The 11,252-nt window shown below is 71.7% G+C and carries 16 protein-coding genes; 6 read left to right on the forward strand and 10 right to left on the reverse strand.

Translation table 11 applies throughout. The features are described from left to right. The first annotated feature begins 25 nt into the window (after positions 1-25). The 3 genes from BM396_RS29260 to BM396_RS29270 are packed head-to-tail and all read left to right on the forward strand — an operon-like array spanning position 26 to position 2,046. Positions 26-841 carry a universal stress protein gene (locus tag BM396_RS29260; RefSeq protein ID WP_043387218.1) on the forward strand — a complete coding sequence of 272 codons (816 nt, stop codon included), beginning with the start codon at positions 26-28 and terminating at the stop codon, positions 839-841. Next, positions 841-1,173 carry a c-type cytochrome gene (locus BM396_RS29265; RefSeq protein WP_043387191.1) on the forward strand — a complete coding sequence of 111 codons (333 nt, stop codon included), beginning with the start codon at positions 841-843 and terminating at the stop codon, positions 1,171-1,173. Before BM396_RS29260 ends, BM396_RS29265 begins: the two co-directional genes overlap by 1 nt. A gap of 12 nt (positions 1,174-1,185) precedes the next feature. Continuing rightward, on the forward strand, positions 1,186-2,046 hold the full coding sequence (locus BM396_RS29270) for a universal stress protein (RefSeq protein WP_043387189.1): 861 nt from the start codon (positions 1,186-1,188) through the stop codon (positions 2,044-2,046). Between the two features lie 320 nt (positions 2,047-2,366). On the opposite strand, the gene BM396_RS29275 is transcribed toward BM396_RS29270, so the two are convergent. From BM396_RS29275 to BM396_RS29305, 7 genes are all read right to left on the reverse strand, one after another. After that, a complete protein-coding gene (locus tag BM396_RS29275; RefSeq protein ID WP_043352661.1) occupies positions 2,367-2,813 on the reverse strand; it encodes a host attachment protein in 447 nt (148 codons plus the stop codon). A gap of 17 nt (positions 2,814-2,830) precedes the next feature. Next, complete coding sequence (locus BM396_RS29280) at positions 2,831-3,637, reverse strand: universal stress protein (protein WP_043387187.1); 807 nt, start codon at positions 3,635-3,637, stop codon at positions 2,831-2,833. Positions 3,638-3,736: 99 nt separating this feature from the next. After that, the gene (locus BM396_RS29285; protein WP_043387185.1) at positions 3,737-4,384 is read right to left on the reverse strand and encodes a BON domain-containing protein; all 648 of its coding nucleotides are present in this window, start codon (positions 4,382-4,384) and stop codon (positions 3,737-3,739) included. A gap of 48 nt (positions 4,385-4,432) precedes the next feature. After that, positions 4,433-4,885, reverse strand: coding sequence for a response regulator (locus tag BM396_RS29290; protein WP_043387183.1), 453 nt, complete (start codon positions 4,883-4,885; stop codon positions 4,433-4,435). Positions 4,886-5,017: 132 nt separating this feature from the next. Continuing rightward, entirely contained in the window at positions 5,018-5,275 is a 258-nt protein-coding gene (locus BM396_RS29295; protein ID WP_043352639.1) for a hypothetical protein, read from the reverse strand. A 12-nt stretch (positions 5,276-5,287) separates the two neighbouring features. Then, entirely contained in the window at positions 5,288-5,503 is a 216-nt protein-coding gene (locus BM396_RS29300; RefSeq protein WP_043387181.1) for a hypothetical protein, read from the reverse strand. An 84-nt stretch (positions 5,504-5,587) separates the two neighbouring features. Beyond that, on the reverse strand, positions 5,588-6,106 hold the full coding sequence (locus BM396_RS29305; RefSeq protein WP_043387216.1) for a potassium channel family protein: 519 nt from the start codon (positions 6,104-6,106) through the stop codon (positions 5,588-5,590). 174 nt (positions 6,107-6,280) lie between these two features. Here BM396_RS29305 and BM396_RS29310 point away from each other — a divergent pair, with 174 nt between their 5' ends. The 3 genes from BM396_RS29310 to BM396_RS29320 all read left to right on the forward strand — a co-directional run bounded on the left by BM396_RS29310 (position 6,281) and on the right by BM396_RS29320 (position 7,316). Further along, positions 6,281-6,520, forward strand: coding sequence for a biotin/lipoyl-containing protein (locus BM396_RS29310; protein WP_043352632.1), 240 nt, complete (start codon positions 6,281-6,283; stop codon positions 6,518-6,520). A gap of 71 nt (positions 6,521-6,591) precedes the next feature. Beyond that, complete coding sequence (locus tag BM396_RS29315) at positions 6,592-6,966, forward strand: SPW repeat protein (RefSeq protein ID WP_043387180.1); 375 nt, start codon at positions 6,592-6,594, stop codon at positions 6,964-6,966. Continuing rightward, positions 6,963-7,316 carry a c-type cytochrome gene (locus BM396_RS29320; RefSeq protein WP_043352630.1) on the forward strand — a complete coding sequence of 118 codons (354 nt, stop codon included), beginning with the start codon at positions 6,963-6,965 and terminating at the stop codon, positions 7,314-7,316. Before BM396_RS29315 ends, BM396_RS29320 begins: the two co-directional genes overlap by 4 nt. 214 nt (positions 7,317-7,530) lie before the next feature. Here BM396_RS29320 and BM396_RS29325 read toward each other — a convergent pair whose 3' ends face one another. The 3 genes from BM396_RS29325 to BM396_RS29335 form a co-directional block, all read right to left on the reverse strand. Then, positions 7,531-8,226 carry a dienelactone hydrolase family protein gene (locus BM396_RS29325; RefSeq protein WP_043387178.1) on the reverse strand — a complete coding sequence of 232 codons (696 nt, stop codon included), beginning with the start codon at positions 8,224-8,226 and terminating at the stop codon, positions 7,531-7,533. A 39-nt stretch (positions 8,227-8,265) separates the two neighbouring features. Continuing rightward, the gene (locus BM396_RS29330; RefSeq protein ID WP_043387176.1) at positions 8,266-10,284 is read right to left on the reverse strand and encodes an erythromycin esterase family protein; all 2,019 of its coding nucleotides are present in this window, start codon (positions 10,282-10,284) and stop codon (positions 8,266-8,268) included. A 101-nt stretch (positions 10,285-10,385) separates the two neighbouring features. Next, the gene (locus tag BM396_RS29335; RefSeq protein WP_043387174.1) at positions 10,386-10,916 is read right to left on the reverse strand and encodes an Hsp20/alpha crystallin family protein; all 531 of its coding nucleotides are present in this window, start codon (positions 10,914-10,916) and stop codon (positions 10,386-10,388) included. Positions 10,917-11,252: the final 336 nt, after the last annotated feature.

Consider the following 11,252-nt stretch of genomic DNA (forward strand, 5'->3'; position numbering starts at 1 on the left):
GACGGGCCCGCGCCGGGAGGTGATCATGCGGATCTCCAACATCTTGGTCTCGGTCGACCGCGGGGCCACGGCCGTCGACCGCGTCCGGCTCGCCGCCGACATCGCCTGGCGCTTCGACACCACCCTGATCGGCGTCGCCGCGCGGCAGCTCGTCACCATGATCCCGGTCGAGAGCGCCGACGCGTCGCAGCGCATCTTCGAGATCGAGGAGACGCGGGCGAAGGAGGAGCTGGCCGAAGGGCGGGCGCTGTTCGAGCGCGAGGCCGGCGAGCGGGTCAGGACCGCGTGGCGGGAGGCGCTGGCCGAGCCCCTGGCCTTCCTGGTGGAACAGGCCCGCGCCGCCGGCCTCGTGGTGGTGAGCCGTCAGGGGCCGGCCGACGGCGATCCCGGGCCGATGGGTGTCGCCGCGGGCGGCCTGCTGATGGAGGCGGGGCGTCCCGTCCTCATCGTGCCGCCCGGCCTCCATCGGCTCTCGGCCAAGCGGATCGTCGTGGCCTGGAAGGACACCCGCGAGGCGCGCAGGGCCGTCCACGACGCCCTGCCGTTCCTGGTGCGGGCCGACCAAGTCCATGTCGCGGTCGCGGGTCCGGAGGCGCGCCGCGAAGGCGCCACGGACGTCGCCGCGTACCTGTCGGGGCACGGCATCCGCGTCGCCACGCACCTGCTGCACAAGCCCGAGATCAGCGTCGCGGACGAGATCCTCCGCTTCGCCCGGCGGGAGGAGGCGGATCTGATCGTCATGGGCGCCTACGGCCATTCCCGGCTGCGCGAGTGGGTCTTCGGAGGCGCGACCCGCGAGATGCTGGAGACCACCACCGTTTGCTGCCTGATGAGCCACTGATGCGCACGACCCGCCTCCTTCTCGCCGGCGTCCTGGCTGCCCTCCCCCCTCTGCCCGCCGTGCCGGCGCCGGCCTGGAACCTGCAGATCCGGCAAGGCGAGACCCTCGCGCGGACCAACTGCGCCCGGTGCCACGCCATCGGGCGGGCCGGGGAAAGCCCGCTGCGGGCCGCGCCCCCCTTCCGCGATCTCCACACGCGCTACCCCGTCGAGGATCTCGGCGAGGCGCTCACCGAGGGGATCCGCACGGGCCACCCGACCATGCCCGAGTTCCGGTTCGATCCGGACCAGGCGCAAGACCTGATCGCCTACCTGAAATCGCTGGAACGCTGAGGGAGAGCCTCGATGTACCTCCGCTGCCTCCTCGTCCCGACCGGCCCGGGGATCGACGCGACGCGTCGGCTGGACGCGGCCCTGCGCCTCGGGCGGCGCCTGCACGCGCATATCGGCGTCGCCTTCATGGCGCCCGGCCCGGAGCACGTGCTGGCCGCCATGGCGAGCCTCGTGCCGATGGACGGCACGACCATCGAGGCCATCCAGCAGAGCGTCCGGGAATCGGCGGCCGAGAGCAAGGCGGCCTTCGAGGCGTGGTGCGGACGCGCGGGCGTGCCGGTGATCGCGAAGGCCGAGCGCCTGGACGCCACCTTCGCGACGTGGACCGAACTCTCCGGAGAGGTCGAGCCGCTCCTGACGCTGACCGGGCGGGTCAACGACCTCGTCATCGTCGACCGCCCGGATCCGGACGAGCCGTTCACGGGCCGCGCCCTCGACACCGCCCTGTTCGCCGTCGGCCGGCCGACCCTGGTCGTCGGCGAACACATCCCCCACGACCTGCTGGACCACGTCGTGATCGCCTGGAACGGCAGCCTGGAGGCGACGCGCCTGATCGGCCAGTCCATCACGCTGCTGCACGAGGCCGCGCGCGTCACGGTCGTCCACGCGCAGACCGAGCGCTTCGCGGAGGTGCGGGCAGCGGATCTGTGCGCCTATCTGCGCTGGCACGGCATCGTGGCGGAGGCCGTCAGTCTGCCGGTCGAGGACGGGACCCCGGTCGGCGCGGCGATCCTGGCGGAGGCGGGACGGCGCAACGCCTCCCTGCTGGCCATGGGCGCCTACACGCACAGCCGCGTGCGCGAGTTCCTGCTCGGCGGCGTCACCCGCCATGTCATCGAACACGCCGGCATTCCGGTTCTCATGGCCCACTGAGTGCGGGCCTGGGCAGAGGGCTCGGTTTCGGCCGGGCGCCCGGTCGCGATGCGGTTCCACCGCCGCAGCCGGGTCCGGGGGGCGCCGGTTGCGCCTCTGCGTCCGGATCCGGCCGGAGAGCGCAATTGTAGCCGGTATCGACGGCGCGCCAGAACAAGTCCCGGAACGCCGCCCCGTGGCGCGAGAGGATGGCGTCGATCAGGACCCGGGCCGCGGCGGCGTCCGCCGCGCTCCAGTCCCCCGGGCATGGGGCCGGCGGCGTCCCGGCCTCGTCGGCCCCTGCCGCGTCGACTTCTGGCGCGTCGGCTTCTGGCGCGGGGTCAGGCATTGGCGAGGCAGCGCTCGATCTCCTCGACCGGATGCTTGGTCAGATCCTTGTCGACCTCCGCCACGACGACCCGCCGCAGGCGCTCGGGCAACGCGCGCCGCATCTCGGCGAGGGTCTTCGGCGGGGCGACGACGATCAGGGCCGTGACCGGATCGAAGGCGTCCAGCGCGTGGGCGACCGCTTTCGCGAAGCGTCGCTCGGCGAGATCATGCCAGTCCGTCTGCGCGATGGCGCTGCGCTGGTCTCCGAGCCTGACCCGCGGCGGCCTGTCGGTGCCCTGCGCGTGGGTCGGCGGGTTCGGGGGCGCCTCGAACGCGAGCTGGACCTGGAGGTCCGGCTTCGGGTGGACGCTCACGTTGCGGAGCACCAGGGCCTTGCGGCCGTCGCAGACGACGACGTAGCCGCCGTGCGGGATCATGCGGGTGCGTGTATCGGACATGCCGCCCATCCCTGCTCTCAGTGGCTCATCAGGCAGCAGACCGGGGCGCCGGCCAGCAGTTCGCGGGTGACGCCGCCGACGACCCACTCGCGCAGACGCCCGTGCCCGTAGGCGCCCGTGACGATCAGGTCAGCCCCATGCTCTGCCGCCGCCTCGACGAGCGCCAGGGACACCAACTCGCCCTGGGCATCGCGTCGGACGCGGATGGCGGAGACGTCATGGGCCTGAAGGAGGCGGAGGGTATCCTGCCCTTCGGAGCTGGCTCCGTCGTCGACGGAGACGACGAGCACCTCCGACGCGCGCTTCAGGAAGGGCAGCGCGTCCCAGACCGCCCGGCGCGCCTCGCGCGTGTTCTTCCATCCGACCACCACGCGCTTCGCGTCGAGATGGTCCAGATCCGGCGGCACCACCAGCACCGGACGGCCGAGCTGCATGACCGCATCGGCCGGATCCACCGCGAACAGGGGGGGCCCGGGGACTCCGCGGCCGACCACCACGAGGTCGGCGGCCGCGGACTGTGCCGCCAGGAACGCCACCGGGACATCGAGGTTGGAGCGCCACTCGAGGCGGTTGCGGCCGCCGGCCGCCGCCGCGAAGGCCTCGTGGGCGACCCGGAGGTCGTTCAGGACGGTCTCGCCGGAATCGGCCAGCGCGTAGGCGCTCGCCGGCGTCGGGCCCACCGGCGGGACGACATAGGCCGGCTGCTCCGCGGCGACGCCGATCAGGCGGGCGTTGAAGTCGTCGGCGAGGCGGCCTGCCAGGCGCACGCGGTTTCGCGCGCCATCCGTCAGGTCCATGGCGACCATGATGCTCGCATAGGTCATGGAACGTCTCCGGCTCGAAGGACGGCGGCGGGATGGCGGCGGGATGGCGGCGGGCCCGGCCGGCGCCTCCCGTCGGTTCGGGCCTCAGCCCCGCGTCGGTCAGCCCAGCGTCAGGTGGTCCTCGACGGCGCGCACGCCCGGCGCCGACCACGCCGCGTTCTCGGCGAGCCGGCGCTCGTGCCACGCGTTCACCTTGCCCTCCAGGACGACCTTCGCGTCCTTGACGGTGACCTTGATGGCGTCCGCCTCGAGTTCGGCGTTGCGCTTCAGCGCCGCCAGGATCTTCGCACGCACATCGGGCACGCTCGCCTTCGGCGCCACCTCGATGGTGTTGAGGATGCCGGCCACGCCCGCGAGGCGCTTGATCGACCGGTAGGCTTCTTCCTTCTGATACTGCCAGTCGACCCGGCCGGTCAGCGTCACCCAGCCGTTCTGAACTTTCACCTGCACCGCACCCTTCGGCACGGTCGCGGACCAGTCGAGCATCTGCACGGCGCGCTGGGCGAGGTCCTCGTCGCGCGGCGGCGTCTCGCCGCCGAAGCGGACCTTGATCTCCTCGACGACGCCGCGCACCCCGCGCACCTTCTGGGCCGCCTTCTCGGCGGCGACGCGCTCCGTGTAGCTGGCGACGTGGCCCGTGAGCGTGACGATGCCGTTCTCGACGGCGACGCCGATATGTGCGGCGTCGATGCTCGGGTCGAAGTCCAACTCGTCGATGACGTTCTGGCGGATCAGCTTGTCGCCCATGTCGGTCTCCTCCGATGACGTCCAGGCCGTGCCCGGTCCACGCCGACGCTAGGCCCGGCAGGCGGTCGGGCATTGATCCAGCGCAAAGGGGGCGCCCGCCGGCCTCCGATCCGGCATCGGGCAGGCCCGGGTGCCGCCGGCAACGGCGCAGCCGGCGGTCACGGTGGAGACCATCGCCCGGGCCTCGAACAACCGGTCGAACTGCGGCACGTCCGAGAAGGCGCGCGGAACGCGTGCGTTGCCCGAGATCAGGGCGAAGGGGATACCCTTCCGGCGCAGGGCGCAGGCCAGCGGGAAGCCGGAGCCGTGATTCAGGTCGATGCTGACCACCGCGAAGTCCGGAGGCGTCTCGTCCAGGCAGCGGGCCGCCTCCGCGCTGGTTCCGTAGGGTCCGCGCACCGCGCAGCCGGCCTCAACGAGGACGTCCTCCAGCCACATGCCCGGCAGGGCCTGCGGCTCCGCCACCAGCACGACCGGCCTGTCCCCTGGTCCGCTCCTCATCGCCCGTCTCCCGGTGCCGTTGCGGTGCGACCAGGATGGACCGGTCGGTCCGGTCCGCGTTGCGCCAGGTCAAGGGCGGCGTGACCGTACCGCACAGGGCCGTGCCGGGCTCCTGCCGGACTCATGCCGGGCTCATGCCGCGGAACGCGACGCGGCCGGCTTCGCCGCGAACCGGATCGAGCGGGCCACCCTGAGGGCCGCCGCGAGGTCGTCCCGGTCGGTGCCGTAGCGGTGCCAGAGATTCTCCAGCCAGTCCGGAGGCCCGGCCTCGGCCTCCGGGATCTCGGAAAACGGCACATGGTACATGCCGTCGAGCGCCTCGATGCCGTAGCCGGTGACGGCCCATTGCCGGCCCTGCCAATGCACGGGGGCGGTGAGATCGTGGCTCATGGGGATGCCTCCTTATACCGTGGCCTCGGACAGTTGGGCGACCAGGCAGGTGTCGGCCCGCAGACGCCAGTCGACGATGCCGGCCGCTTCGCAGAACAGCGCCTGGGCCGCGCAGGCCGCGGTGACCTCCGACCGGGCGGGGACGATGACCTGATGCTGCAGGATACGGTGGTCGTGGCCGCTATCGTCCGGCACGACCTTGTGGAAGGTCACGAGGTATTGGCGCATGGTGCGCCTCCTGTCCGAGAATCCCTTCAGCCTGGGGCCCACGGGGACCGGCGGCCTTGATCCAGCGCAAGGATGGGCGCCCGGTCAGGTTTCCGGGGCCGGCGGGAAGAGACGGTCTCGGCTGGGCTCGGTCCCGATGCCGGCCGCCGCCCGGGCGGCCCGGTGCGCCTGCGTCTTCCCGTGCAGCGGCCAGTACCGCTCCATCGCCAGGTAGGTGAACGAGGCCGACCACCCGATCAGGAGCAGGCCGTTGAGGGCCTCGACCCCGGCGAGCAGCCGCGTGTGCGAGGTCGGGAAATGGTCGCCGAACCCGAGGGACGTGTAGGCCACCACGGAGAAGTACAGGCAGTCCTCGAAGGTCTCGACCGGCGCGCCCGCGAAGGTGCCGATGCCGAGCCGGAGCACGAGCAGCCAGTAGGCGCCGGCGTAGATCCAGACGGCGACGGTGTGTCCGACGAAGGTCATCAGCACCACGGCCAGGATGCGGACCCGCGGCGGGACCGGCAGCTCGGACAGGTGCTCCGAGGTCAGCCGCAGCGTCTCGTAGAGGACCAGGATCGTGGACACGACGAGGGCGACGCTGGCCGTCATGGCGAGGAGCATGGCGCTGGACCGGACGACTGTTCCCTCGACCCTGCCTGAGACACCGCGGACCTCATTGACCTGGCTCAAGCGGCCCCGCAGCCGCGCGGTGATCCAGATCAAAGCGCGTCCTTCCCGGATGGCCTCCTCTACAAGCGGCGCCCCGCGACGGGCGCCCCGACAGGGGAGACGACCATGGCCGACGTGCATGTGGCCGAGGAACTCTGGTCCACCAGCATGCTGCCTGAGGGCATTCTGGAGCGGTGGTTCGTGGCGGACGGAGCGCGCGTGCGCGCCGGCGAGGCCGTGGCCGCCGTCCGCATCGGCGATGCCCTGCACGACATCGCCTCGCCGGCCGAGGGCTGCCTGACGGTCCTCGCCCCCGTGAACCAAGTGGTCGACCCCGGCTGCGTCATCGCCGAGGTCCACGCCTGACGCCGCGCCGCGGCGATGGTTTCAACACCGGCCGTGGCGCGGCGCCCGGCCGGTCCTATCGGAGGCAGATCATGTCCCGCGCGGACCCGGCCCCAACACAATCGCCGACGTGGCGGACGGACGAGATTCTGGTCAGCATCCTGCAGTACACGGCCGGCATCGCGCTGGTGCTGACGGCGTGGGTGCTGGCCTTCACCGACCATGCCCGTGCGGCGGGGTCCGCGCTGCTGCCGGGCTTGCTCATCATCATGCTCTACGGCGCCAACCAGATCCGCTTCCGGGCCGTGCTGGAACGGACGGTCCTGCTCGTCGGGGTTTGGACGCTGGTCGCACCCTGGGCCCTCGGCTTCGCGGCGAATGACGGCGCGACCTGGGCGCATGTCGTTCTCGGGAGCCTGGCCGTCGCCTCCGCCACGGCCCTGCTGCGGATCGCGAGGCGGCCATGACGGTCTCGCGGCCCGCCGCCTGCGCGGCGCTCCTCGCCGGCCTTCTGGCGGTCGGAACCGGCGCCGCGGCGGCCGATCCCGACGAGGGTCACCGCCTCCGGGGATGGACCATCGCCACGCAGCTCTGCAGCCCGTGTCACGTCATCGGTCGCGTCCCGCAGGCCGGCGACGCCATGGGACCGTCCTTCGTCCGGATCGCCAACATGCCCTCGACGACCGGACTGGCGCTCAACGTCTTCCTGCAGAGCCACCACCAGCGCATGCCGAGCCTGCGGCTCGACCGCGACGAGATGGATGCGGTCATCGACTACATCCTCAGCCTCAAGGAGGCCGAGGCCATCCGGCCATGAGGCGCGGCACGCTTTCGGAGCCCGTCAGGGACGAGACGCAGATACGCCTGCAGACATGCCTGCCGCCCGTCAGGCCGCACGCGACGGCCTCGGAGCCGGGCAGGCCCCGCGCCGGACGGCCGTTGCTCTCCGGCGTCAGTGATGGGCTGGGCGTCGGCGATGCACCGGTCGCGCGGGTCGCGGCCTTCGGGGCGGCCGTCGCGTCTCCGCGCCGTCAGGATACCGGAACCGAGGCGCCGGAGGTATCGGCCTTCAGGTGCTCCCGGAACCACCGCGCCGCGTGCTGTGCCACCGTCTCGAGCGTCCCCGGCTCCTCGAAAAGGTGCGACGCACCGGGCACGACGACCAGGCGCTTGACGCAGGTCAGACGGGCCAGGGCCGCCTCGTTCAGGGCGAGAACCTCGGGGTCGCGGCTCCCCACGAGCAGCAGCGTCGGAGCCCGCACGCGGGCCAGGGTCGCGCCCGCCAGGTCGGGGCGGCCGCCGCGCGACACGATCGCCCCGACCTGATCCGGCTCGGCGGCGGCCGCAATCAGCGCGGCCGCCGCCCCGGTGCTCGCGCCGAAATAGCCCCGCGGGAGCCGCCGCAGATCCCGCTGGCCGGAGAGCCACGCGGCCACGGAGCGCAGCCGCCCGGCCAGGAACGGGATGTCGAAACGCAGCTGGCCGGTCCGGCGGTCGGCCGTCTCTTCGCTCGGGGTCAGAAGGTCCGCCAGCACCGTCGCGAAGCCCACCGCATTGAGCGCCTGCGCGACGCTGCGGTTGCGCGGGCTGAAGCGGCCGCTTCCGGAACCGTGCGCGAACAGGATGACGCCGCGGGGCGTGCGTGGAACGTGCAGGTCGGCCGCCAGGAACGCCGCGGCGGCCGGAATCCGGATCTGCTGCTCGCGCGGGGCGAGGATTTCGTCCATGGCCAGCTCCTCCGCTGGGGAGAGGATCGCGCCGGCGGCTCAGAGGCCGACCGGGAAGGTTTCCGGCACCTCGCCCGCATCCCACTCGGCCGTCCGCTCCAGGGGCGTCACCGCGCGTGTCTCGTCGAAGTGGAGGATCGCGTCGAACTGCTCCGGAAGGCAGGCTCGGGCATAATGGCTCTGCAGCTCCGTATCGGGCCGGTAGATGACGCCGATCGCCCGCTCGATCCGGTCGGTCCGGAGGATTTGCTCCGCCTCCCCGCCGAGGGTGAGGGGCAGCAGGAAGCGGCCTATGCCGAGGGCGTGGAACAAGGCCTCGTAGCTGTCGGGTCGCGCGGGACGCACGCGCTTGCGTTCGGCCGGCTGATCCCAGTCGGAGGCGGCCGTCACGGTCCACGCGTAGGTGGTGAAGCCGACGCTCACGACGGCGCGGCCGTGGCGTTCCCGCAGCAGCTGCCCCAGGTTCAGTTCGCCCCGCTCGCCCATCGCAGTGGCGCGGGCGTCGCCGAGATGGGAGTTGTGCGCCCAGACGGCGATCTTCACCGGGCCGGGCCGGCGCTCCAGATGCGCCACCAGCCGCTCCAGGCTGTCGGCCATGTGGCGGTCCCGCAGGTTCCAGGAGGAGACCTCCGCCAGGAACATCGTGCGGTAATAGGCTTCGGCGCTCTTGACGACGCGTGCGTTCTGCTCGGCGTTGAAGAGTTCCTCGCCATCGGCGCTGCCGCTCCAGGACAGGGTATCGGCCGTGCGCCGCTGCAGCGCCAGGAGCTGGGCGACGGCCTGCTCCTGGCAGGATCCGATGCCCTTCAGCCCGGTCATGAAGCCGTAGGCCTGGCCGCTGTCGCCGAACCGGTCGAAGCAGGCGTAGCGCGTACGCGCCACCGCGGCGGCGGCCGGGTCGACGGCTTCCAGGCAGCGGAGCACCGCCTTCATCGAGGCGCGCAGGCTGTAGAGATCGATGCCGTACACGCCCACCCGCGCCTGCGCCGGCAGGCCCTGGTTGTGGATGCGCAGCCACTCGACGAACTCGACCATCTCGGTGTTGCGCCACATCCAGGTGGGGAAGCGGCGGAAGCCGGCGAGCGCCTCGACGGCGTCGAGGTCGTCGCTGTCGCCGCGAACGTAGCGGTTCACCCGCCAGGCATCCGGCCAGTCGGCCTCGATGGCCACGGCCCCGAAGCCCTTGTCGGTGATCAGCCGCCGGGTGATCTCCGCCCGTTCCCGGTAGAACTCGTGCGTCCCGTGGGAGGCCTCGCCGAGGAGCGCGAAGCGCGCCTCGCCGATCAGCGCCAGCAGCGGATCGTAGTCGTCGGGGCCGCCTTCCAGGGGGATCGCCGCCGCGCGCAGGCGGCGGAGGACCGTGGGGTCCGGCGCGTCGTCGGCGTGCGCCGCGGCGGGATCGGCCGCGCCCGCGGCCTGCGCGCGCCCGAGCAGCCGGCGCACCTCGTCGTCGCTCGTCTGCGTGAAATCCCGGTACGCGGCGCCCACCGCCCAGAACGGTTCGGGCAGGTCGGCGCAGACGACCGCATCCGCCTCGTGTTTCAGCCGCTCGACCGTCTCGCGGGAGGCGGTGGGCACGGCCACGACCACCTCCTTCGGCTGGCGCTGCCGGATCGCCCGGATGGCGGCCTGCATCGAGGCGCCGGTGGCCAGGCCATCGTCCACCAGGATGACGGTGCGCCCGCGGACATCGGCGGGCGCACGCCCGCCGCGATAGACGCGCTCGCGCCGCAGGAGCTCCTCTTGCTCCTGCGCGGTGACCGCGTCGATCAGGTAGGGGGGGACCTTCAGGGACGCGACGATGTCCTGGTTGAGAACCCGCACACCGCCGCTGGCGATGGCGCCCATGGCGAGTTCCTCGTAGCCCGGCACGCCGAGCTTGCGCACGATGAACACGTCGAGGGGCGCATGCAGCGCGTCGGCCACCGCGGCCGCCACCGGAACGCCGCCGCGCGGCAGCGCCAGGATCACGACGTCGGAGCGCCCGGCGAAGGCGGCGAGTCCCTTGACGAGTTCCCGGCCCGCTTCGGCGCGGTCGCGAAAGATGCGCTCGGCCATCGCCACCCTCCCGCTGCGCGGATCCCGGAACAGGATCGTCGTTCTCCGGGGCGGGCGACCCGACGCGTCGGGCCCGCCCCGGGCTCGCGTTCGAAAGCCGGCTACGCGGCCTGAACGGCGATCGTCTTCTCGGCCTTCGCCTCCGCGGTCTTCGGCAGCGTCACCGTCAGCACGCCGTTCTTGAGGACCGCCTCGATCTTGCTCGCGTCGACGCCCGGCGGCATGCGGAAGGCCCGCTCGATGGCGCCGAACCGGCGCTCGGACAGGTAGAAGCCCTCGCCCTTGCGTTCCTGGTCTTGCCGCTTCTCCCCCTTGATCATCAGCATGCCGTCGGTGACTTTGACCTCGACATGCTTCTTATCGATCCCGGGAAGCTCGGCCGTGACTTCGTAGCAGGTCGGCTTGTTCTGTATGTCGGCCACGGGAGACAGTTGCCACAGCGCGCCGCCGGTGAACGGCGTGGTGGCCGCCCCGAGGAAATCGAAGGGCACGCGCTTCAGGCTGCGCGCCAGGTCGTCGATGAGATGATCGATGTCCCGGCGCACATTCTCGAACGGACGCCATTCGGCCGTTGCGGACGCGCGCTCCGACCCGTCGCTGCTGACCGACACTTTTGTACCGGACTCGGCCATGGGGAATGCCTCCTCTTGTCTTATGAAGGAATGGCTCCTTGGCTGGGGCTGCATCGAAGGGTCGTTGCCCGTCATGCAGGGGAATGCGGGCCGAAATTCTCTTGGTCGACACAGGACCGCTCTTGAGTGTGGCCGCTCTCCAAAACCTTCACCGACTTGAACGGATACAGGGGCTTCGGGCCCGTATGACAAGACGAAGCGGCGAGGCGAAACATGCAGCAGACCATCGGGATCGACATAGCTAAGGATACCCTTGACGCCTACCGGTTGGGCGATGGGCATCGGCTAAATGTCGACAATAATCGTGAAGGCCATCGGCTACTTCTGAAATGGATC

It is taken from the genome of Methylobacterium sp. UNCCL125 (genome assembly GCF_900116795.1).
In the GTDB taxonomy this organism is placed as follows: Bacteria; Pseudomonadota; Alphaproteobacteria; order Rhizobiales; family Beijerinckiaceae; genus Methylobacterium; species Methylobacterium fujisawaense.